At 69.4% G+C, this 22,251-nt stretch carries 16 protein-coding genes (1 of these 16 cut by a window edge); 9 read left to right on the top strand and 7 right to left on the bottom strand.

What is annotated here, in order from left to right:
* From nusG to miv_RS17160, 4 genes are all read left to right on the top strand, one after another.
* A protein-coding gene (gene nusG, locus miv_RS17175) for a transcription termination/antitermination protein NusG (RefSeq protein ID WP_048430291.1) crosses the window boundary here: on the top strand, nt 1–98 show its final stretch. It extends 436 nt beyond the left edge of the window; the window shows 98 of its 534 coding nt (coding positions 437–534); its start codon lies beyond the left edge, outside the window; its stop codon occupies nt 96–98.
* 181 nt (nt 99–279) lie between these two features.
* A complete protein-coding gene (gene rplK / locus miv_RS17170) occupies nt 280–729 on the top strand; it encodes a 50S ribosomal protein L11 (RefSeq protein ID WP_048430287.1) in 450 nt (149 codons plus the stop codon).
* 12 nt (nt 730–741) lie between these two features.
* Complete coding sequence (rplA, locus tag miv_RS17165; protein ID WP_048430286.1) at nt 742–1,449, top strand: 50S ribosomal protein L1; 708 nt, start codon at nt 742–744, stop codon at nt 1,447–1,449.
* A 198-nt stretch (nt 1,450–1,647) separates the two neighbouring features.
* The gene (locus tag miv_RS17160) at nt 1,648–3,255 is read left to right on the top strand and encodes a B12-binding domain-containing radical SAM protein (protein ID WP_048430285.1); all 1,608 of its coding nucleotides are present in this window, start codon (nt 1,648–1,650) and stop codon (nt 3,253–3,255) included.
* 87 nt (nt 3,256–3,342) lie between these two features.
* On the opposite strand, the gene miv_RS17155 is transcribed toward miv_RS17160, so the two are convergent.
* The 6 genes from miv_RS17155 to miv_RS17130 all read right to left on the bottom strand — a co-directional run bounded on the left by miv_RS17155 (nt 3,343) and on the right by miv_RS17130 (nt 10,060).
* Entirely contained in the window at nt 3,343–3,558 is a 216-nt protein-coding gene (locus tag miv_RS17155; protein ID WP_244748562.1) for a putative hemolysin, read from the bottom strand.
* A gap of 139 nt (nt 3,559–3,697) precedes the next feature.
* Nucleotides 3,698–4,420: an ABC transporter ATP-binding protein gene (locus miv_RS17150; RefSeq protein WP_048430283.1), complete on the bottom strand. Its 723-nt coding sequence runs from the start codon at nt 4,418–4,420 to the stop codon at nt 3,698–3,700.
* A gap of 4 nt (nt 4,421–4,424) precedes the next feature.
* On the bottom strand, nt 4,425–6,497 hold the full coding sequence (locus miv_RS17145) for a branched-chain amino acid ABC transporter ATP-binding protein/permease (RefSeq protein WP_207177904.1): 2,073 nt from the start codon (nt 6,495–6,497) through the stop codon (nt 4,425–4,427).
* Nucleotides 6,498–6,571: 74 nt separating this feature from the next.
* On the bottom strand, nt 6,572–7,444 hold the full coding sequence (locus miv_RS17140) for a branched-chain amino acid ABC transporter permease (protein ID WP_048430281.1): 873 nt from the start codon (nt 7,442–7,444) through the stop codon (nt 6,572–6,574).
* A gap of 132 nt (nt 7,445–7,576) precedes the next feature.
* Nucleotides 7,577–8,791: an ABC transporter substrate-binding protein gene (locus miv_RS17135; RefSeq protein WP_048430280.1), complete on the bottom strand. Its 1,215-nt coding sequence runs from the start codon at nt 8,789–8,791 to the stop codon at nt 7,577–7,579.
* A gap of 216 nt (nt 8,792–9,007) precedes the next feature.
* Nucleotides 9,008–10,060 (bottom strand): hypothetical protein, encoded by a 1,053-nt coding sequence (locus miv_RS17130; protein ID WP_244748561.1) that lies wholly within the window; start codon nt 10,058–10,060, stop codon nt 9,008–9,010.
* A gap of 186 nt (nt 10,061–10,246) precedes the next feature.
* On the opposite strand from miv_RS17130, the gene miv_RS17125 reads away from it, so the two are divergent.
* Nucleotides 10,247–10,873, top strand: coding sequence for a carboxymuconolactone decarboxylase family protein (locus miv_RS17125; RefSeq protein WP_048430278.1), 627 nt, complete (start codon nt 10,247–10,249; stop codon nt 10,871–10,873).
* 3 nt (nt 10,874–10,876) lie between these two features.
* Here miv_RS17125 and miv_RS17120 read toward each other — a convergent pair whose 3' ends face one another.
* Entirely contained in the window at nt 10,877–11,938 is a 1,062-nt protein-coding gene (locus miv_RS17120; protein ID WP_207177902.1) for a threonine aldolase family protein, read from the bottom strand.
* A 716-nt stretch (nt 11,939–12,654) separates the two neighbouring features.
* On the opposite strand from miv_RS17120, the gene gltB reads away from it, so the two are divergent.
* The 4 genes from gltB (at nt 12,655) to miv_RS17100 (ending at nt 22,249) form a co-directional block, all read left to right on the top strand.
* Nucleotides 12,655–17,364 (top strand): glutamate synthase large subunit, encoded by a 4,710-nt coding sequence (gltB, locus tag miv_RS17115; protein WP_207177901.1) that lies wholly within the window; start codon nt 12,655–12,657, stop codon nt 17,362–17,364.
* 226 nt (nt 17,365–17,590) lie between these two features.
* The gene (locus miv_RS17110) at nt 17,591–18,193 is read left to right on the top strand and encodes a glutathione S-transferase family protein (RefSeq protein WP_207177900.1); all 603 of its coding nucleotides are present in this window, start codon (nt 17,591–17,593) and stop codon (nt 18,191–18,193) included.
* Between the two features lie 45 nt (nt 18,194–18,238).
* On the top strand, nt 18,239–19,666 hold the full coding sequence (locus tag miv_RS17105) for a glutamate synthase subunit beta (RefSeq protein ID WP_058616966.1): 1,428 nt from the start codon (nt 18,239–18,241) through the stop codon (nt 19,664–19,666).
* A 423-nt stretch (nt 19,667–20,089) separates the two neighbouring features.
* The gene (locus miv_RS17100) at nt 20,090–22,249 is read left to right on the top strand and encodes a TonB-dependent siderophore receptor (RefSeq protein WP_207177899.1); all 2,160 of its coding nucleotides are present in this window, start codon (nt 20,090–20,092) and stop codon (nt 22,247–22,249) included.
* Nucleotides 22,250–22,251 lie beyond the last annotated feature (2 nt).

The following is a 22,251-nucleotide window of genomic DNA, read 5'->3' as shown; positions in this document are numbered from 1 at the left end:
AAGTCGACGAGAGCCGCTCCCGCCTCAAGGTGGCGGTTTCCATCTTCGGCCGGGCGACCCCGGTCGAGCTCGAATACGGTCAGGTCGAGAAGCTCTGATCGTACCCGGCGGTTTTTTTGCGAGTCGCACGGGGCGCGCCAGCGTGCCTCGTCGTCGGTGCTCCCGAAAAAAGCCGCCTCTCACCCGCGGAAGGCCCGCCCGGAAACGCCTCCGGGAGCCCGGGCCGCACCGCGACCTGCAACCGCCCTCAAGCAGTAGGGCTATTCTGGGAGCAGTCCCATGGCGAAGAAGATCACGGGCTACGTGAAGCTTCAGGTCCCGGCCGGCGCCGCCAATCCGTCGCCGCCGATCGGTCCCGCGCTCGGTCAGCGCGGCCTCAACATCATGGAATTCTGCAAGGCCTTCAACGCGAAGACCGCGCAGATCGAGAAGGGCACCCCGATCCCGGTGATCATCACCGCGTATCAGGACCGCTCCTTCACCTTCGAGATGAAGCAGCCCCCGGTCTCCTTCTTCCTGAAGAAGGCCGCCGGCCTGAAGATCGGCAAGAAGCCGGCCTCCGGCTCGAAGACCCCCGGCAAGGGCGCGCCCGCCGGCAAGGTCTCCGAGGCGCAGATCCGCGAGATCGCCGAGAAGAAGATGCCCGACCTGAACTGCGATTCGGTCGATTCCGCCGTCGCCATGATCCGCGGCTCCGCCCGCGCGATGGGCCTCGAGATCACCGCGTAAGGGGAGGGCGACATGGCACAGACAGGCAAGCGCATCCGCGCCGCCCGCGAGGGCATCGCGGTCACCAAGCTCTACCCGCTCGACGAGGCGGTGAAGCTGATCAAGGAGCGGGCCAAGGCCAAGTTCGACGAGACCTTCGAGGTCTCGATGAATCTCGGCGTCGATCCCCGCCACGCCGACCAGATGGTCCGCGGCGTCTGCAACCTGCCGAACGGCTCCGGCCGGACCGTGCGGGTGGCGGTGTTCGCCCGCGGCCCGAAGGCCGACGAGGCGCGGGCCGCCGGTGCCGACATCGTCGGCGCCGAGGACCTGCTCGAGACGATCCAGGGCGGCACGATCGACTTCGATCGCTGCATCGCCACCCCGGACATGATGCCGCTGGTCGGCCGCCTCGGTAAGGTGCTGGGCCCGCGCGGCCTGATGCCGAACCCGAAGGTCGGCACCGTCACCATGGACGTCAAGGGCGCCGTCGCCGGCGCCAAGGGCGGCTCGGTCGAGTTCCGCGTCGAGAAGGCGGGCATCGTCCATGCCGGCATCGGCAAGGTCTCGTTCGACGAGCAGAAGATCGTCGAGAACATCCGCGCCTTCGCCGATGCGGTCGCCAAGGCGAAGCCCGCCGGCGCCAAGGGCACCTACATCCAGCGCATCGCCGTCTCCTCGACGATGGGCCCGGGCGTGAAGGTCGATCCCTCGAGCGTGCTGGTCTCCGCCGGCGCCTGACGCCGACGCGACTGTCGCAAACACGATCTGAAACGCCCGGTCCGGCAACGGACCGGGCGTTTCGCGTTCGCGGGGGCGGCGTCTTGCCGACGACGAATGACGCTGCGGCATTGCGACTCGCGGCTAAGGCGAAGCGGCGCGGCGAAAAGCTGATGCGGCGGGGCAGCCTTCCGGCGGGGCTGTGCTAGATACGCTGCCATGCGCAGCACCGTCCCGGTCTCCTCCTCGCGACGCATCCTCTGCGTCTTCCCCGCCTACACGCCCTCGTTCGGCACCTTCTCGCACGCCTATCCGCTGATGGGCGGCGTGAAGGCGTTCATGCCGCCGCAAGGGTTGCTCGTGATCGCCGCCTACATGCCGGAGGCATGGGAGGTGCGGTTCGTCGACGAGAACATCGCTCGGGCCGGCCCCGAGGATTTCGCCTGGGCCGACGCGGTGTTCGTGTCGGGCATGCACATCCAGGAGGGCCAGATCCACGAGATCGGCCGCCGGGCGCATGCCGCCGGCAAGGTCGCAGTGCTGGGCGGCCCTTCCGTCTCCGGTGCCCCGGAAAAGTACCCGGATTTCGACTACCTCCATCTCGGCGAGATCGGCGACGCCACCGACAGGCTGATCCGGCGCCTCGACGAGACCGTGGCGGTGCCGACCGAGCCCGAGCGCTTCGAGACCGCCGACCGCCTGGCGCTCGCCGACTTCCCGGCGCCGGCCTACGAGCGCGTGCCGCTCAAGCGCTACCTGATCGGCTCGCTGCAATTCTCGTCGGGCTGCCCGTATCGCTGCGAGTTCTGCGACATCCCGCAGCTCTACGGCCGCCAGCCGCGGCTCAAGACCCCCGAGCAGCTCTGCGCCGAACTCGACGCCATCGTGGCCCAGCCCGCTCACCCGGCGGTGGTGTACTTCGTCGACGACAACTTCATCGGCAACCGCAAGGCGACCCGCGAGATGCTGCCCCACCTGGTGGAGTGGCAGAAGCGGAACAACTATCCGCTCCAGTTCGCCTGCGAGGCGACGCTCAACATGGCCAAGCAGCCCGAGATCCTCGAGCTGATGCGCCAGGCGAACTTCATGACGGTCTTCGTCGGCATCGAGACGCCGGAGGCCGACGCGCTCAAGGGCATCGACAAGACCCACAACGCCGCCGTGCCGATGTACGAGGCGATCGAGACCCTGAACTCCTACGGGCTCGAGGTGACGTCGGGCATCATCCTGGGTCTCGACACCGATTCCGACAAGTCCGAGCAGAACCTGATCGACTTCATCGACCGCTCGGCGATTCCCGTCCTGACCATCAACCTGCTGCAGGCCCTGCCCAAGACTCCGCTCTGGGACCGGCTGGAGCGGGAGGGGCGGCTCGTCCACGACGCGAGCCTCGAATCGAACGTGCTGTTCAAGCGCCCGCACGACGAGGTGGTGGGCTCCTGGCGCCGGGCCATCGCGCATGCCTACTCGCCCGAGCACCTGTTCGAGCGCTTCAAGCGCCAGTGCGACGTCACCTATCCGAACCGGATCACCACACCGACCGCCGGCAAGCTGACCTTCACCAACCTGCGCCGCGGGCTGATCCTCGGCTTCAACATCGTCACCCAGGTCGGGCTACATTCCGATTATCGCCGGGCCTTCTGGCGGGCGGCCGGCTACGCGTTGAAGCGCGGGCAGATCGAGGCGGTGTTCAACATGGGCTTCGTCGCCCATCACCTGATCCGCTTCACCCGCGAGGCCCTGCGGGGCGAGCACAACGCCTCGTTCTACGCGGCGCAGGACAAGGCGAAGGCGGAAGCCGCGGCCGGGGCCCGGCAGGCGGCCTGATCGACCCGCGCCCGTCATCGGGCGGGCATCCCGGGGCTCGACGCGGCCGAGGCCCCGGGATGCCGAGCGGGGAGGGTGGCGATCCGCCTACCGTTGCTTTGCCGCGCGGAACAGCTGCCACTCCTCGACCACCCGCCCGTCGGGCAGGTGGCAATAGCCGGCCTCGCCGGTGGCGTCCTTGCGGATCTCGACGCGCCCGCCGAGCGAGGCGCAATGGGCCGAGGCCGGGTTCGCCATGGCCCAGGCCTGACCGGTCCCGACGGTGGTGGCGAGCAGCGCAGCTGCGATCATGACCCGTGTCACGGCATCTCTCCTGGTCTCAAGCCGGACGGCAGGATGGGGGAGAGGCGATGAACCGGCGGTGACGCCAGGGCGCCCCGCCGGTCCAGTGCAGTCACACGAAATCCGATCGGTCGCGTCGCAATGCGGATGTCGGCGTCGCTCAGTGCCCGCCGCCGAGATAGGCCGCGCGCACCTGCGGATCGTCGCGCAGCTGCGCCGCCGGGCCCTGGAATCGGATGCGGCCGTTCTCCAGCACGTAGGCGTGGTCGGCGACGCCGAGTGCCGCCATGGCGAATTGCTCGACGAGCAGCATCGTCACCTGCTCCTCCTTCAGCCGGCGGATGATGCGAAACACCTCCTCCACCAGCTTGGGCGCGAGACCCATCGACGGCTCGTCGAGGAGCAGGATTTCCGGGCGCAGCATCAGCGCCCGCCCCATGGCGAGCATCTGTTGCTCGCCGCCCGACAGGGTACCGGCGAGCTGGGTGCGGCGCTCGCGCAGGCGCGGGAAGAGGGTGTAGGCCCGCTCCCGGTCGGCATTGACGTCGCCCTTCGGCCGCGAGCCGGTGAGGCGCGGGAAGGCGCCGAGCGTCAGGTTGTCCTCGACCGAGAGGGTCGGAAACACCCGCCGCCCCTCGGGCGAGTGGGCGAGGCCGGTGCGGGCGACATCGTGGCTGTCGAGGCCGCCGATCTCGCGGCCGTTGAGCTTGATCGAGCCGGCGCGCGGGCGGATCATGCCCGAGAGCGCCCGCATGGTCGTGGTCTTGCCGGCCCCGTTGGAGCCGATCAGGGTGACGACCTGGCCCTTGGGCACCGTGAAGGTGAGGCCGTGCAGGACCTCGATCTGGCCGTAGCCGGCCGACAATCCGCTGACGTCGAGCATCTCTCTACTCCGCGGCGTCGGCAACGGGGCTGCCGAGATAGGCTTCGATGACCTTGGGGTCGGACTGGACCTCGCGGGCGCCGCCCTCGGCGATCTTGTGGCCGAAATCGAGCACGCTCACGCGGTCGCACAGGCCCATCACCACGTCCATGTGGTGCTCGATCAGGATCACCGTGATGCCGGCATCGCGGATCTTGCGGATGATGAGGGTGAGCTCGGCGATGTCCGGGGCGGTGAGGCCAGCCGCTGGCTCGTCGAGGAGGAGGAGCACCGGGTCGAGCGCCAGCGCCCGGCCGATCTCGAGGAGCCGCTGCTTGCCGTAGGGCAGGTTGCGGGCCTCGATCTGGGCGAGCGCGCCGAGGCCCACGAAGTCGAGAATCGCCATGGCGCGGGCCCGCGCCTCCCGCTCCTCGCGGCGGCGCCGCGGCGTGCCGAGGATCGCGTCGAACAGCGTGCCCTGGAAGCTGTGATGCAGGCCGACGAGCACGTTCTCCAGAGCGGTCATCTCGCGGAAGAGCTGGACGTTCTGGAAGGTGCGGGCGACGCCCGAAAGCGCGATCTCGGAGGGCGTGCGGCCGTCGAGGCGCTTGGCGGCATCGGTGCCGGCGGCCAAAGTCACGCTGCCGGCGGTCGGCTTGTAGATGCCGGTGAGCACGTTCATCATCGTGCTCTTGCCCGAGCCGTTCGGGCCGATCAGCCCGTGGATCGTCCCCGGACGGATCGCGAGGTCGACCTCGTTGAGGGCCTTGAGGCCGCCGAACTGCATCAGGGCCCGCTCGACCGTGAGCAGCGGGTCGGCGCCGGAGCGGCCGCCCTGGCGGATCAGCGCATCGCCGGAGGCGGCGAGGTTCTGGGTCGCCCCGGTATGGGCCGGGCGCAGGAAGGGCAGCTTCTCGCGCAAGAAACCGACGATCCCCTCGGGCAGGTAGTAGACCACGAACAGGATCATCAGGCCGAAGACGGTGAGGCGGAAATCCGTCACCGAGTCCATGGCGAGCGTCGCCGGGAGGAAGGCGAGGCAGAGCGCGCCCGGAATGAGCAGGGTCATCCGGTCGTCGCGGCGGCGCAGGAAGGCGAGGCCGACCACGATCACGGCCACCGCCGCTATGATGCCCGCCATGATCCGCACGAGGCCGATATCGGCGAGGATGTTCGGCATCATCACGATGATGGCCGCGCCGATCAGCGGCCCGGAGCGCGACTTGCGCCCGCCCATGGTGACGGCGAGCAGGAACAGCACCGTCAGCTCGAACCCGTAGGAGTTCGGCGCGACGTAGCGCTCCGACCAGGCGAAGAGCGCGCCGGCAAGGCCCGCCAGCGCGGCCGAGATCACGAAGGCGTAGACCTTGTAGCGGTAGACGCTGACGCCCATGCAGTCGCAGGCGATCGGCGAATCGCGCAGGGCCTCGAAGGCCCGGCCGAAGGGCGAGCGCACCACCCGGTTCACCACCAGGATCGTGAGCAGGAGGCAGGCGCAGACGAGGTAGTAGAATTCGAGCTTGCGGCCGGCGGCACCCCAGGGCGCCTGCATGCCGATGAGCGAGAAGTCGAGGACCCGGGCCGGCGGCAGGGTGATGCCCAGCGGCCCGTTGGTCAGGTCCGTCATCTCGTTGATGAAGATCTGGATGATGGTGCCGAAGGCCAGCGTCACCATGGCGAGGTAGGGGCCGCTCACCCGGAGCGCCGGGATCGCCAGCAGCAAGCCGAATCCCGCCGTGACGCCGATGCCGGCAAGGAGCCCGAACCACAGCCCGAGCTTGAGCTTGAGAAACAGCACGGCGGCCGCGTAGGCGCCGATGCCGAACAGGCCGGCATGCCCGAGCGAGACCTGGCCGGTATAGCCGACCACGATATCGAGCCCGAGGATCAGGATCGCGTAGATGGCGATCACGATCAGCAGGTGGATGTAGTACTGGCTGGTGACGACGTGCGGGAAGGCCGCCAGGAAGACGACGAGGAAGACGGCGCCGAGGAGGCCGACGAAGCGGCCGAGCCCGGCTTGGGAGGCCTGCGGCGCTTGGGGCACCGGCGGGGCGGTTTGCCGGGAGAGCGCCGGCGCGGAGGCGGACTGCGCCATGGTGGTGAGGAACCCTGGATGGAACGGGGAGCGAGGGCCGCTCCCGCATCCGGGGAGCGGCGCGGGATGAAAGCTCAGACCTTCTTGATCACGGCCTTGCCGAACAGGCCGACCGGGCGCACCGCCAGCACGGCGAGCAGCAGGATCAGGCCGGGCACGTCCTTGTAGCCGGTCGAGATGTAGAAGCCGGTGAGCGTCTCGGCGACGCCGAGGATCAGCCCGCCGACGATGACGCCGAGGCCGGATTCGAGGCCGCCGATGATCGCCACCGCGAAGGCCTTGAGCGCCAGCACCGAGCCCATCGTGGCGCCGGTCAGCGTCACGGGGGCGACGAGCACGCCCGCGAAGGCGGCAGTCATCGCGCTGATCGAGTAGGACAGGGTGATGACCTTGCGGGTGTTGATGCCCATCAGGCCGGCGGCGTCGATGTCGTTCGAGGTCGCCACCACCGCCTTGCCCCAGATCGAGCGGCGGTTGAACAATTCGACCGCGAGCATCATCAGCAGCGCGCCGGCGACGATCATCAGCTCCATCGGCAGCACCCGGACGCCGCCGAAGGTCAGCGCGGTCTCGGGCAGCGGCGAGGGGAACTTGAGGTCGTCGCGGCCCCAGATGTTCTCGGCGACGTTCTTGAAGATGATGCCGAGCGCGATGGTGGCCATGATCCACCCGTACTCGGACTTGATCTTGACCGCCGGGCGAACGCCGAGGCGCTCGACGACGGCGCCGAGCGCGAAGCCGAAGACCAGCACCAGCGGCAGCATCAGCCAGTAGCCGGTGAACGGCACCAGCGTCAGGCCGAACAGGGCGCCGAGCATCAGGGCTTCGCCCTGGCCGAAATTCAGGGTCTTCGAGGTGGCGAAGGTGAGCTGATAGCCGAAGGCGATCGCGGCGTAGATCATGCCGACGGCGATGCCGCTCGCCACGAGCTGAAGAAAGATCTGCATGGGGAAAAGCTCGATGGGGGACAGGCTCGTCACGTCGGGCGGGCCCCGCGCGTCGGCCCGCCGGGACGGGGCCCGCGCTCGACGCGCAGGTGCGGGGTCCCGCGCCGCGAGCGCGGGACCCCGGGACGGCACTCAGTTCGAGGCCTTTTCCTTGACGCGGACGACGCCGGCGTTCTTGGCATCCTCGTCCTTGGCGTAGACGATCTTGCCGTCCTGGACCTTCCCGAACACCACCATGTTGCGGCTGATGGCGTTGTGGTCCTTGGCCGTGAACGGCTTGTCGTAGGTCGTGACCACGCCCTCGACCTTGGTGTTCAGGTTCTCAAGCGCGGCGCGGACCTTCGCGCCGTCGGTCGAGCCGGCCTGCTTGATCGCCGCGGCGAGCAGATAGACCGAATCGTAGCCTTGCGCGCCCGCCACCGGGGTCGGGATCTTGTTGACCTTGAAGGCGGCGTAGTAGCCGTCGAGGAAGGACTTGCGCTTGGGCAGCGTCTTATCCTCGATGAAGGTCTGGGGCATGATCACGCCGTTGCCGTTCGTGCCGGCGATATCGATGAAGCTCTGCATCGAGGCCGGCCACGAGGTGATCATCGGCACCTTCCAGCCGAGCTTGGCCATGCCGTTGGCGATCTGGGCCAGCTCCGGGCCGATGCCGTAGGCCAGGATCACGTCGGCGCCCGCCTGCTGCGACTTCAGCAGCTGGGGCGTCATGTCGACGTCCTTGATGTTGAACTTCTCGACTGCGACCGGCTTGATGCCCTTGTCCTTGAAGTACTTCTCGAGGTCCTCGCGGCCGAGCTGGCCGTAATTGGTCGAATCGGCCAGGATCGCGATCTTCTTGTAGCCCTGCGCGATCGCCTCGTCGGCCATCATGCCGGCCTGCAGCACGTCGTAGGCCGAGGTGCGGAAGACGTAGTTGTTGTCGTAGTCCGGCGGGTTGAACTGGTTGGTGATGATCGTGCCGGTGGCGACGTTGTTGATCACCGGGATCTCGGCTTCCTGGTAGAAGCGCTGGGCGGCCAGAGCCACGCCGGTGTTGATGAAGCCGAGGGTGGCGACAACCTTCTCCTTGTTGATCAGCTCCTGGGCGACCTGGGCGCCGACCTCGTTCTTGGCCTCGTCGTCGCGCTCGACGAGCTGGAGCTGGCGTCCGAGCACGCCGCCGTTCTTGTTGATCTCCTCGGCGGCGAGGCGCACGCCGTCGCGCATCGACACGCCCATCGAGGAGGAGCCGCCCGTATAGGGGCCGGTCACGCCGATCTTGATCGGGTCGGCGGCCAGGGCCGGGACCGCGAAGGCGGTCGCGCAGGCGAGCGCCGCCGCGAGAGCGGTCAGGGATGAGCGCATCTGGGGTTCCTCCGGGGACCGTTTCTTGCCGTCCCGGCCTGCTGCGGACGGGGATCGGGGTGCCGGATAGAACCGAAAGTGGCAGCGCTTGTCGAGCGCGTCTTTCGATCTAGAAACACATCGAAGAACGGGCGCGGACGACCGGGTTCCCGCGCCTTCGACCCGACGAGTCGAGGCGGCGGATCCCGGCTCGCGGAAGAGGCACCGCCCGCGGTCTCAATCCTTCGCCGGTTCGTCCTTGCCGGGCACCTGCGTGATGCCGCCGATCACCCGGACCGGGCGGTTGCCCTCGGGCGGGGTCTTCCAGCCGCCATCCGCCGGCTTCGTGTCGGCGGGCTTGGCCTCGGCCGCCTTGGCGGGAGCGGGCTCCTTGGCGGCCGGCCCGGTCTTCGGGGCCAGGGGCGGCACCAGGGCGGCCGGGGTCTCGATCCGCTCGGGCGGCTTCTCGGCCGGCTTGGCGCGCGCCGCCGTCCTGCGGGGCGCGTCGGATTTTGCTCCCTCGGACTTTGCCCCCTCGGACTTGGCCCCTTCGGTCTTCACCGCCTCGGACGGGGCCTCGCGGCGTGGCGCGACCCCGGTTCGGGCGGCCGAGCTGTCGGGATTGAGGCCGAGCGGGTTCGACCCGGCATTGCTCGGGGTCCGGGGAGCCGGCGCGGCACGGGTCGCCGGGGAGGTCGGCTCGAATTGCGGCGCGCCCTGCGGCAGCGGGCGGGCGGCGACGCGGCGCTCCTCCGGACGATCGCCGGGGGGCAGCGGCTCGGCGCGGGGCAGCGGCACGGGGGCGTAGGCGCCTTCCTCGCGCCAGCCATTGCCGCGTGGCGCGCGATCGCGAAAGGCCTCGTCGCGCGGCCAGGGCGGGCGGCTGTCGGCCTCGGTCCAGCCGTAGCCGGGGCGGCGCCCGCCGGGCACGGTGCCGGGGGGAATCAGCGGCGCCTCCAGGCGCTCGCGGTCGAGGATGCGGCCGGTGCGGGCGTCGACGACGAGCTGCACCCGGTTGCCCCACGGGCTGTCGGCCTCGACCCGGTAGGTCTCGCCGTCGAAGCGCGGATGGGTCATGCCGGTGAAGCCGGCCCGGCCGAGGCGGAAGATCACCGCGCGGGGCGGCAGGATCGCGTCGTCCTCGTCCTCGATGGCGACCGGATAGCCTGGGCGATAGCCCTGCGCCTGTGCCGGCAGGATCGCACCCGCCATCAGCGTGGCGGCGAGCGCAGCGAGAAGTGCCGCGCCCGTCACGGACCGCGAACCCGTCTTGGACGGCAGTGCAGTCATCGTCCCGCATTCCCTTGTTTCCGGGGTCGTGCCGGGCGGGTGAGGCCCCGCATTCCCCTCGTGCTCGGACAATAACCTGTTAACCGCGGGAATGAGGCGGGATTGCGGGAGCGTGGCCGGCATGGGACCGGCCTTTCGGGTAAGGGACGACACCCACGCCCCAAAATGTCTCCGGAGGACCACGCCATGCCGCGCCTGCTGCCCGCGCTTCTTCTCGCGCTCCTGCCCGCCGCCTGGGCCGGTGCGGCCCTCGCCGAGGACCGGCTGCCGACGATCCCGCCCGCCCAGTACACCCCGGAGCAGAAGCAGGCCGCCGAGGCGTTCGAGGCCGCCCGCAAGGTGCCGGTCTTCGGCCCGTTCGAGCCGCTGATGCACTCGCCCGAGGTGATGACCCTGGCACGCTCGATGGGCGACTACCTGCGCTACAAGCCGAAGATCGGCACCACGCTGTCCGAGCTCGTGATCCTGGTGAATGCCCGCCACTGGACGCAGGACTACGAGTGGTACGTCCACGCGCCGATCGCCGGGAAGGTCGGCATCGCCCCCGAGGCCATCGCGGCGATCCGCGACGGGCGCCGCCCGACCGGCCTGCCGGAGGACCAGGAGACCGCCTACGACTTCACCGCCGAGCTGTTGCAGAACAAGCGCGTCTCCGACGCGACCTTCGCCCGGGCGGAGAAGCTCTTCGGCAAGCCGGGCGTCGTCGATCTCACGGCGGTCAGCGGCTACTACACCTTCCTGGCGATGGAGCTGAACGTCGCCCGCTATCCGCTGCCGAAGGACGGCACGCCGCTGCCGCGCCTGCCGGAGTAGCGCTCAGGCCGAGCGCCGCGCCAGCGCGAGGAACGCCTCCACCTCCGCCTCGGTGGTGGAGAAGGCGGTGATCAGGCGGATCATCCGCTCGTCCTCGCGCACCGCCTCGCCCGCGGGCAGGCTGCGGCTCGCCCAGTCGTAGTAGAGCGCGCCGCCGTCCCGCAGGGCCGAGTCCAGGCGGGCGGGCAGGATCGGGAAGAGCTCGTTGCCCTGGACCGGCCAGGCGAGGCGCACGCCGCGCATCTCGGACAGGCCGGCGGCGAGGCGGGCCGCCATCCGGTTGGCGTGGCGGGCATTGGCGAGCCAGTGGTCGTCGGCGAGATAGGCGTCGAGCTGGGCGGCGAGGAAGCGGCCCTTCGACAGGATGTGGCCGGCGCGCTTGCGGCGGAAGTCCAGCGTCTCGGCGAGATCGGGTCGGAAGACGAGGATCGCCTCTGCCGCGAGCGCGCCGTTCTTGCTCGCCCCGAAGGACAGGATGTCGATGCCGGCCCGCCAGGTCATCTCGGCCGGCGTGCAGGTCAGGCCCGCGAGCGCGTTGGCGAAGCGCGCCCCGTCCATGTGCACGGCGAGGCCGTGCGCATGCGCGATGCGCGACAGCGCCGCGATCTCCTCGACCGAGTAGACCTGCCCGCTCTCGGTGAGCTGCGACAGGGTGAGGGCGCGCGGCGGCATCTGCTTCACGTGACGGGTCAGGCCGCCGAGGAACCCGTCGAGGGTCTCGGGCGCGATCTTGCCGCCGGCGCCGGGAAGGCCGTGCAGCTTGGCGCCGTGGGTGTAGAATTCCGGCGCGCCGCACTCGTCCTCCATGACGTGCGCCTCCTCGTGGCAGAGGCACAGGCCGAAGGGCGGCACCATCACGGAGAGCGCGAGCGCGTTCGCCGCCGTCCCGGTGGCGACCGGGAAGACCGCGAGGTCGGCGTGCTCGAACAGGGTGCGGAAGCGCGGGGTGAGGCCGAGCGTCAGCGGGTCGGCGCCGTAGGCCGGCATCGCGCCGCCGTTGTGGCGCACGATCGCCTCCAGGATCGGCGCGCTCGCACCCACCACGTTGTCGCTGGCAAAATTCATCGGCCCCGGGGCTCCTCGGTCTCGCGCCCCGCGGGGCGGCGCGCCATCATGGCGGGCGCGGCCGGTCGGGACGAGCCGTCCCGGCCTCATGCCCGTCATGCCTTGCAGGCCATGCCCTGCCTATCGCCGGAAGGGGAAAGATGCGCGGCTCCGGGCGATTTCGGCGTTTCGTTGCGATGGGACGTCGCGAAACGCAAGAAAAGCACAAGCCTGGACGGAATGGCCTCTTGCTGGACCGATTGAAATCTGGCAGGTTCCCCGAGTTAGGACAGTACCGCTGTCCCATTTTCCCGGCTGGGCTCGTGCCCCCGGGTCGCAAGGGCGCTGGCTTGTGGCTTGCACGACGGCCAAACGAGATACCAAACGCGCCGCCATTCGGGCGGTGCGGGCGCATGCGGGCTGACACCAGCCTGCCGGGCGCTCGCGAGGTGCGGGCGCTCCCTTCGCGAGACGCGACCGACCCTCCCGCGGACTGAAACAAGACGAGGCGGCGGCCGTGCCCTCGGCCTGCACGCCCACGCGGCGACCCTGCGTCAGCCGCGCCACTTTGCCCGCCCTCGGCGCGGGTATAACTCGCCCCCGACCGGGCTTGCCTCATCGGCAGGCGCGTCGGTTCGTGCGGCGGGCAGTCCCTTCACGGCCGGAGCGCGAGACCGCGCACCTGCCGCCTTCATGAACGAGCGCGCTCGCCCGCGAGCCTAATGGGAGACCAGACCATGAGCGGCACGGACCAGTCGCGGTCCCGGATCGGGACCCAGCACCCCTCCCGCGGGCAGACCGTTCCCGCCCTCGTCGTGCGCGATCCGGCCCTGCCGGCGCGCCAGGGCCTCTACAACCCGGGCAACGAGAAGGATGCCTGCGGCGTCGGCTTCATCGCCGACATGCACAACCGCCAGACCCACGCCATCGTCCAGCAGGGTCTCCAGATCCTGGAGAACCTCGACCATCGCGGCGCGGTCGGCGCCGACCCGAAGATGGGCGACGGCTGCGGCATCCTGGTGCAGGTCCCGCACGGCTTTTTCGCGGCGGAGGCCGAGCGCCTCGGCATCGCCCTGCCGGAGGCCGGCCATTACGGCGTCGGCCAGCTCTACATGCCGCAGGACGAGGAGGGCTTTCAGCTCGTCGAGAAGATCGTCGAGAAGGCGATCGCCGACGAGGGTCTGGCGCTGCTCGGCTGGCGCGACGTGCCGGTCGATCCCTCCGACCTCGGCGAGAGCGTGAAGGCCAGCGAGCCGCGCCACCGCCAGGTGTTCATCGGGCGCCCGGCGTCGAGCGCCGACCAGGACGCCTTCGAGCGCCGGCTGTTCCTCGTCCGCAAGGTGATCTCGAACGCCGTCTACACCCTCAAGGACGCGCGGCTGAAGGAGTTCTACCCGGTCTCCCTGTCGTCCCGCACCATCGTCTACAAGGGCATGGTGCTGGTGAACCAGCTCGGCCACTACTACCTCGACCTGAAGGACGAGCGCTTCGTCTCGGCGCTCGCGCTCGTGCACCAGCGCTTCGCCACCAACACCTTCCCGACCTGGCGCCTGTCGCACCCCTACCGGATGGTCGCCCATAACGGCGAGATCAACACGCTGCGCGGCAACGTGAACTGGATGGCGGCGCGCCAGGCCAGCGTCGATTCGGACCTGTTCGGCAACGACATCTCGAAGCTCTGGCCGATCTCCTACGAGGGCCAGTCCGACACCGCCTGCTTCGACAACGCGCTCGAATTCCTCGTCCAGGGCGGCTACCCGCTCGCCCACGCGATGATGATGCTCGTGCCCGAGGCCTGGGCCGGCAACCCGCTGATGAGCGAGGAGCAGCGCGCCTTCTACGAGTACCACGCCGCCCTGATGGAGCCGTGGGACGGCCCGGCCGCGCTCTGCTTCACCGACGGCCGCCAGATCGGCGCCACCCTCGACCGCAACGGCCTGCGCCCCGCCCGCTACCTCGTCACCGATGACGGGCTCGTCGTGCTCGCCTCCGAGATGGGCGTGCTGCCGATCCCGGACGAGAAGATCGTCTCGTCCTGGCGCCTCCAGCCCGGCCGGATGCTGCTCATCGACCTCGAGAAGGGCCGCATCGTCTCCAACGAGGAGATCAAGGACGAGCTCGCCGCCGCCCACCCTTACAAGGAGTGGCTGAAGCGCACCCAGATCGTGCTCGAGGACCTGCGCCCGGTGCAGCCGCGCGAGTCGCGCACCGACGTGTCGCTGCTCGATCGCCAGCAGGCCTTCGGCTACACCCAGGAAGACCTGAAGCTCCTGATGCAGCCGATGGCCGTGACCGGCCAGGAGGCGGTCGGCTCGATGGGCACCGACACGCCGCTCTCGGCGTTGTCCGACAAGCCGAAGCTCCTCTACACCTACTTCAAGCAGAACTTCGCGCAGGTGACGAACCCGCCGATCGACCCGATCCGCGAGGAGGCCGTGATGAGCCTCGTCTCGTTCATCGGGCCGCGGCCGAACATCCTCGACCTCGAGGGCACCTCGCGCAAGAAGCGCCTCGAGGTGCGCCAGCCGATCCTGACCAATGCGGACCTGGAGAAGATCCGCTGCATCGGCCATTTCGAGGACCGCTTCGACACCAAGACCCTGGACATCACCTACGCGGCCGAGACCGGCGCGCAGGCGATGGAGGGGGCGCTGGACCGTCTCTGCGACCGCGCCGAGGCCGCGGTGCGCGGCGGCTACAACATCATCGTGCTCTCCGACCGCGCCGTCGGCCCGGACCGGATCCCGATTCCCGCGTTGCTGGCCACCGCGGCGGTCCACAACTACCTGATCCGCAAGGGCTTACGCACCTCGGTCGGGCTCGTGATCGAGTCGGGTGAGCCGCGCGAGGTGCATCACTTCGCGTGTCTCGCCGGCTACGGCGCCGAGGCGATCAACCCCTATCTCGCCTTCGAGACGCTGATCGCGATGAAGGACGAGCTGCCGCCGGAGCTGACCGACGACGAGATCGTCTATCGCTACATCAAGTCGATCGACAAGGGTCTGCTCAAGGTGATGTCCAAGATGGGCATCTCGACGTACCAGTCCTATTGTGGCGCGCAGATCTTCGACGCGATCGGGTTGAACTCGGCCTTCGTCGAGCGCGACTTCTTCGGCACCGCGACGACGATCGAAGGCGTCGGCATGGCCGAGGTCGCCGAGGAGACGGTGCGCCGCCACCGCGACGCCTTCGGCGACGCGCCGGTCTACCGCACCGCCCTCGATGTCGGCGGCGAATACGCCTACCGCCTGCGCGGCGAGGCCCATACCTGGACGCCCGACACCGTCGCGACGCTCCAGCACGCGGTCCGGCTCAACCTGCCCGACCGCTACCGGGCCTTCGCCAAGATGGTGAACGAGCAGGAGAACCACCTCAAGACGATCCGCGGCCTCTTTCGGATCAAGAGCGCGGCGGAACTCGGCCGGGCCGCGGTCGAGATCGACGCGGTCGAGCCGGCGGTCGAGATCGTCAAGCGCTTCGCCACCGGCGCGATGTCCTACGGCTCGATCTCCAAGGAGGCGCACGAGACCCTGGCGATCGCCGTCAACTCCTTCGGCGGCCGCTCGAACTCGGGCGAGGGCGGCGAGGAGCGCGAGCGCTTCCGGCCGCTGCCGGACGGCCGCTCGCGGCGCTCGGCGATCAAGCAGGTGGCGTCGGGCCGCTTCGGCGTCACGACGGACTACCTCGTCAACGCCGACATGATGCAGATCAAGGTGGCGCAGGGTGCCAAGCCCGGCGAGGGCGGCCAGCTGCCCGGCCACAAGGTCGACGCCAAGATCGCCAAGGTCCGCCACTCGACCCCGGGCGTCGGCCTAATCTCGCCGCCGCCGCACCACGACATCTACTCGATCGAGGATCTGGCCCAGCTGGTCTTCGACCTCAAGAACGTCAACCCGGCGGCCGATGTCTCGGTCAAGCTGGTGGCGGAGGTCGGCGTCGGCACGGTGGCGGCCGGCGTCGCCAAGGCGCGCGCCGACCACATCACCATCTCGGGCTTCGACGGCGGTACGGGTGCGGCCCCCCTCACCTCGATCAAGCATGCCGGCGGCCCCTGGGAGATCGGTCTCGCCGAGACCCAGCAGACGCTCGTGCTCAACCACCTGCGCGGCCGGGTGGCGCTCCAGGCCGATGGCGGCATCCGCACCGGCCGGGACGTGCTGATCGCGGCCTTGCTCGGCGCCGACCAGTTCGGCTTCTCGACCGCGCCGCTCATCGCGGCGGGCTGCATCATGATGCGCAAGTGCCACCTCAACACCTGCCCGGTCGGCGTCGCGACCCAGGATCCGGTGCTGCGCAAGCGCTTCAAGGGCACCCCTGAGCACGTCATCAACTACTTCTTCTTCGTCGCCGAGGAAGTGCGCGAGCTGATGGCGTCCCTCGGTGTGACGAAGCTCGACGACTTGATCGGCCGCTCGGAATACCTCGACAAGCTCGCGGCGATCTCGCACTGGAAGGCCAAGGGCCTCGACTTCACCCGGCTGTTTCACAAGCCGGACGTGCCGGAGAGCGTCGCGCTCCGCCACGTCGAGACCCAGAAGCACCCGATCGACCAGGTCCTCGACCGTCGCCTCATCGCGGCCGTCGGCGACGCGATCGAGACCGGTGTCGCGGTGACCGTCGAGGACACGATCCGCAACTCCGACCGGGCCGCGGGCGCGATGCTCTCGGGCGCCGTCGCCAAGGCGCACGGCCACGAAGGCCTGCCGGACGACACCCTGACGGTGAAGCTCACCGGCACTGCCGGCCAGAGCTTCGGCGCCTGGCTCGCTGCCGGCGTGACGCTCAGCCTGACCGGCCATGCCAACGACTATGTCGGCAAGGGCCTGTCGGGCGGCAAGCTGATCATCCGGCCCTCGGATGCGCTGGGCTCGCCGTCGGACCGCACCATCATGGTCGGCAACACGGTGCTGTACGGGGCCATCGCGGGCGAGGCCTATATCCGGGGTGCCGCCGGCGAGCGCTTCGCGGTCCGCAACTCGGGCGCCATCGCGGTGGTCGAGGGCATGGGCGACCATGGCTGCGAGTACATGACCGGCGGCGTCGTCGTGTCGATCGGCGAGACCGGGCGCAACTTCGCGGCCGGCATGTCGGGCGGCATCGCCTACGTGCTCGACGAGGACGGGTCGTTCGCCAAGCGCTGCAACCTGTCGATGGTCGATCTCGAGCCGGTCGAGGAGGAGGACGAGTTCATGCGCCGCTTCCACCAGGACGGCGACCTGGAGACCAAGGGGCGCATCGACATTCTCGAAAACATGTCGGGCCACGACGAGGAGCGCCTCGTCGGCCTCATCAACAACCACCTGAAGTATACCGGCTCGGTGCGCGCCAAGGCGATCATCGACAACTGGGAGACCTACCGCACCAAGTTCGTGAAGGTGATGCCGGTCGAGTACCGGCGGGCGCTGCGCGAGATGGAGCGGGCCCGGATGCCGGTGGCGGCGGAGTAACGCCGACCTAAACCCTCCCCCCTCTGCGGGGGAGGGTGGCGAGCGGAGCGAGCCGGGAGAGGGGAACCACGCTTCCGGAAACGACTGAACCGTTCTGAGAGGCGCCATCTGGATCAGCGTCGCGCTGCCCCTCTCCCGCCCCACTCCGTGGGGCACCCTCCCCCGCAGAGGGGGGAGGGTGGGGGTGGCGCCTCGTCGACGATCGGGGAATCAAGGAGATCCCACGGTGAAGGTCTACGGCGACAGGATGTCGGGCAACTGCCTGAAGGTGCGGTACGTCGCCGATCACCTCGGGCTCGCCTATGACTGGATCCCGATCGACATCATGGAGGGCGAGAGCCGCACGCCCGAGTATCTGGCCCGTTTTCCCGCCGGCCAGGTGCCCGGGGTCGAGTTCCCGGATGGGCGCTGCCTCGCCCAGTCGAACGCCATCATCCGGTACCTCGCCCGCGGCTCCGCCCTGCTGCCGGACGACGCCTGGATACAGGCCAAGATCGACGAGTGGCTGTTCTGGGAGCAGTACAGCCACGAGCCGACGATCGCGGTCTGCCGTTTCCACATGCGCTACCGGGGCGAGCCGGCCGAGACCCGCGACCCGAAGAAGGTCGCCGGGGGCGAGGCCGCCCTCGACCGGATGGAGCGACACTTGACCGCCGCCGCGTGGTTCGTCGGCGAGGCCGTCAGCATCGCGGATGTCGCCCTCTTCACCTATACGCAATTCGCCGACGAGGGCGGATTCGACCTCTCGGGCCGGCCCGCGATCCGGGCCTGGCTCACCCGCTGCGGGGACGCGCTCCCCACATCCGCCACCGTCGCCGGGGTCGCCTAAGACCCGCCGCCGGCCCGACCACTTCACGAACTGAGCACTCACCCGATGGGCAAGGTCACAGGCTTCCTCGAATTCGACCGGCAGGAGCAGAAGTATCAGCTCGCGGCCGACCGCGTGCGTCACTTCCTCGAATTCACCCTGCCGCTCGACGAGCACGACCTGAAGAAGCAGGCGGCGCGCTGCATGGATTGCGGCATTCCGTTCTGCCACGGCCCGACGGGCTGCCCGGTCCACAACCAGATTCCGGACTGGAACGACCTCGTCTTCAACGCGGATTGGGAGGAGGCGGCACGCAACCTGCACTCCACCAACAACTTCCCGGAATTTACCGGCCGCATCTGCCCCGCGCCCTGCGAGGAGGCCTGCACCCTCAACCTCGAGAACCAGCCGGTCGCGATCAAGACCATCGAGCAGGCGATCGCCGACAAGGCCTGGAGCATGGGCTGGGTCGTGCCCGAGCCCGCCGCGGTGAAGACCGGCAAGAAGGTCGCGGTGATCGGCTCGGGCCCGGCTGGCCTCGCGGCGGCCCAGCAGCTCGCCCGCGTCGGTCACGACGTCCACGTCTTCGAGCGCGAGCCGAAGGCCGGGGGGCTCCTTCGCTACGGCATCCCCGACTTCAAGATGGAGAAGCGTCACATCGACCGCCGCGTGCGGCAGATGGAGGCCGAGGGCGTGCAGTTCCATTACGGCGTCAATGTCGGCGTCACCCGCTCCTTCGCCAGCCTGCACAACGAGTTCGACGCCGTGCTGTTCGCCGGCGGCGCCGAGGCTCCGCGCGATCCGGGCCTGCCGGGTCAGGAGCTCGAGGGCGTGCATTTCGCCATGCCCTACCTCGTCCAGTCGAACCGCCGCGTCGGCCAGGAGGCCGCGACGCCCGAGGAGCCGATCCTCGCCGCCGGCAAGAACGTGGTGGTGATCGGCGGCGGCGACACCGCGTCGGACTGCGTCGGCACCGCCTTCCGCCAGGGCGCCCTCTCGGTCACCCAGCTCGACATCCGCCCGCGTCCGCCGGAGCGCGAGGACAAGCTGACCGTGTGGCCCTACTGGGCGACCAAGATGCGCACCTCGTCGAGCCAGGCCGAGGGCGCCGAGCGCGAGTTCCAGGCCGCGACGCTGCGCATCGAGGGCAACAAGAAGGGCAAGGTGAAGGGCGTCGTCTGCGCCCGCGTCGACGAGGCCCGCAAGCCCATCGCCGGCTCCGAGTTCCTGCTGCCCGCCGATCTCGTCTTCATGGCGATCGGCTTTGCCGGCCCGGTGGCCACCGGCCTGATCGAGGAATCGGGTGTCGCCCGCGACAAGCGCGGCAACGTGCTCGCCGACGACACCCAGTACCGCACCTCGACCGACAAGGTCTGGGTCGCCGGCGACATGCGCCGCGGCCAGTCCCTGGTGGTCTGGGCGATCCGTGAGGGCCGGCAGGCCGCCCGCTCCATTGACGAGGCGCTGATGGGCGCGACGACCCTGCCGCTCTGAGGCGGGTCCGTCCGCCGGGGGCGCCCAGCCCCCGCCGGTGATGAATTCGAGCATCGACACGCGGGATCCGCTCCATCCGGGGCGGGTCCCGTCGTCGTTTCCGGGACCCTCGCATTCGAGGTTTCCCATCGAAGGCTTTGCATGGGCGCACGGCAGGGCAGGGGCCATCCGAAACCGGACTCCGTCGGGAGCGCGCGGCCTCACCCGTCATCGACCGATCTGATTGTATCTATTCTAATTCGTGCAATGAAAGGTGCGTGGCACGTTGCCTCGAACACTGGGAAAGATGCGTCGATGCAACACCAACGACGATAGCGGCCAGGGCTGGAATCATTCTAGAACCTGTTGGGACGAAATGATTGATTGCCGAGAACCAGCCGCCTACGCGGCGAGAGGTCGTTTTTTTCGTCACTCGAGGTTCCCGTGCGCCCACGTCCATGCCCCGCCCGCCGGCATCGGTCGCCGCTGCTCGTCGCTCTGCTCGCGGGCGCGGCGCCGGTCCTCGGCGCCGGCGGCGCATGGGCGCAGGAGGCCGTCGAGGCGATCGCCCTCGATACGATCACCGTCGCGGGCGCACCGCAGTTCCGGGAAACCGCCACCGGTCCGGTCCAGGGCTATCGCGCCACCCGCAGCGCCACCGCGACGAAGACCGACACGCCCCTGCGCGACGTCCCCCAGACCGTCAACGTCGTGCCGCGCGAGGTGATCGTCGACCGGGCCGAAACCCGGCTCGCCGATGCCCTGTTCAACGTCAGCAACGTGCAGCCGGGCGGCACCATCCAGGGCCGCAGCGACACCTTCATCATCCGCGGCTTCCGGACCCAGACCTACGCCATCGACGGCGTGTTCATGAACCAGGCCAACACGTTCTACCCGGTCCAGCGCGACCTCGCCGATGTCGAGCGCATCGAGGTGCTCAAAGGTCCGGCCTCGGTGCTCTACGGGCGGGGCGATCCGGGCGGCGTCATCAACATCGTCACCCGCCAGCCGAGCCTGGTGCCGACGGCGGATGCCAGCATCCAGGGCGGCAGCTTCGGCTTCCGGCGGGTCCAGGGCTCGGCTTCCGGGGCCGTGCCGGGGGTCGAGGGGCTCGCCGCCCGCCTCAGCTTCGGGACGCAGGTCGACCCGACGTTTCGCGACCTCGCCGGGCGCGACAATTCCCGGTTCTTCATCGCGCCGGCCTTCAGCTGGAACCCGAGCCCCGACACCCGGGTCTCGTTCATCGGCGAGTTCACCCGGCAGGACACGGTCTACGACGAGGGGCTGGTCGCCCGGAACGGCCGCGTGCCCCTCGACAACATCGCGCGCTACTACGGCGAGCCGTTCTCGCGCTACAATGCCAACGCGAATTTCGGGACGCTCAAGGTCGAGCACGACGTCAACGAGCACCTGATGCTGCGCCAGGTGATCAACGCGCAGGGCGGCAGCTTCGACGCGATCGCGGCCCGGGCCAACGGCGTCTCGGCCAACGGGCTCACGCTCACCCGCCGCACCACGGCCACCACCTCGACCTACGCCGCCGTCGACAGCCAGACCGAGCTGGTCGCGAAGTTCGACTGGCTGGGCCTGCGCCACACGGCGCTCCTCGGGGTCGAGTACGTCAACGGCTACCGGCGGGCGATCACCACGCAAGGTCCGCTCGCCTCGGTGAGCTTCCTCAACCCCGTTCCCGGCCTCGCCCTGCCGGGCGCGCTGTCGCTGCAGAGCGACCTCAAGCAGAAGACCGAGCTGACCGGGCTCTACGCCCAGGACCAGATCGACCTCGGCTCCGGCCTGCAATTGCTGCTGGGCGTGCGCTACGACACCGGCTCGCAGTTCTACTTCAGCCGCACCCCGACCTCGCGTACGATCCCGCCGGACCAGGAGCTGTCCGGCGTGTCGCCGCGGGTCGGGCTGATCTACCGGGTCGCCGAGCCCCTGGCGCTCTACGCGAGCTACACCACCTCGTTCAAGCCGCAGACCGCCAACGTCTTCGGTGCCGCCAACCCGGCGCCGGAGACCGGCGAGCAGGTCGAGGTCGGCACCCGGTTCGAGTTCTCGCCGGACCTGAGCCTGACCGCCTCGGTGTTCGACATCACCCGCAACAACGTCGCGGCGAACGATCCGGTCAATACCGGCTTCTCGATCATCACCGGCCAGCAGCGCTCGAAGGGCGTCGAGGCCGATCTCGCCGGCACCATCCTGCCGGGCTGGAAGGTCATCGGCGGCGTCGGCTTCACCGATGCCCGGGTGACGCGCGATCGATTCATCCCGGTTGGCAACCGGCTCGACGGCGCGCCGCAATTCAGCGGCAGCGTCTGGACCACCTACCAGTTCGACGAGGGATTCTGGCGCGGCCTCGGTCTGGGCGCCGGCGTGACCCATGTCGGTTCGCGCTTCGGCGACATCACCAACACCTACAAGGTCGGCGCCTATACCCGCGTCGATGCGGCGGTCTTCTACGACCTCAACGAGCACGCCCGGTTCGCCCTGAACCTGAAGAACCTGACCAACGCGCGCTACATCGAGGCGCCGTTCAACCAGTTCAACAACATCCCGGGCGCACCGTTCTCGGTGCTGGCGACGCTCACGGCGCGGCTGTAGCC

This window comes from Methylobacterium indicum (assembly GCF_017347565.1).
Classification (GTDB): Bacteria; Pseudomonadota; Alphaproteobacteria; order Rhizobiales; family Beijerinckiaceae; genus Methylobacterium; species Methylobacterium indicum.
This window is presented reverse-complemented; position numbering and strand designations above follow the sequence as displayed.

Bases quoted from the DNA above. Each gene is read 5' to 3' on its own strand.
- rplK (WP_048430287.1), top strand. From the start codon at position 280: ATGGCGAAGAAGATCACGGGCTACGTGAAGCTTCAGGTCCCGGCCGGC.
- miv_RS17135 (WP_048430280.1), bottom strand. From the start codon at position 8,791: ATGCGCTCATCCCTGACCGCTCTCGCGGCGGCGCTCGCCTGCGCGACC.
- miv_RS17150 (WP_048430283.1), bottom strand. From the start codon at position 4,420: ATGCTCGACGTCAGCGGATTGTCGGCCGGCTACGGCCAGATCGAGGTC.
- miv_RS17160 (WP_048430285.1), top strand. From the start codon at position 1,648: ATGCGCAGCACCGTCCCGGTCTCCTCCTCGCGACGCATCCTCTGCGTC.
- gltB (WP_207177901.1), top strand. From the start codon at position 12,655: ATGAGCGGCACGGACCAGTCGCGGTCCCGGATCGGGACCCAGCACCCC.
- rplA (WP_048430286.1), top strand. From the start codon at position 742: ATGGCACAGACAGGCAAGCGCATCCGCGCCGCCCGCGAGGGCATCGCG.
- miv_RS17145 (WP_207177904.1), bottom strand. From the start codon at position 6,497: ATGGCGCAGTCCGCCTCCGCGCCGGCGCTCTCCCGGCAAACCGCCCCG.
- miv_RS17130 (WP_244748561.1), bottom strand. From the start codon at position 10,060: ATGACTGCACTGCCGTCCAAGACGGGTTCGCGGTCCGTGACGGGCGCG.
- miv_RS17120 (WP_207177902.1), bottom strand. From the start codon at position 11,938: ATGAATTTTGCCAGCGACAACGTGGTGGGTGCGAGCGCGCCGATCCTG.
- miv_RS17105 (WP_058616966.1), top strand. From the start codon at position 18,239: ATGGGCAAGGTCACAGGCTTCCTCGAATTCGACCGGCAGGAGCAGAAG.
- miv_RS17125 (WP_048430278.1), top strand. From the start codon at position 10,247: ATGCCGCGCCTGCTGCCCGCGCTTCTTCTCGCGCTCCTGCCCGCCGCC.
- miv_RS17140 (WP_048430281.1), bottom strand. From the start codon at position 7,444: ATGCAGATCTTTCTTCAGCTCGTGGCGAGCGGCATCGCCGTCGGCATG.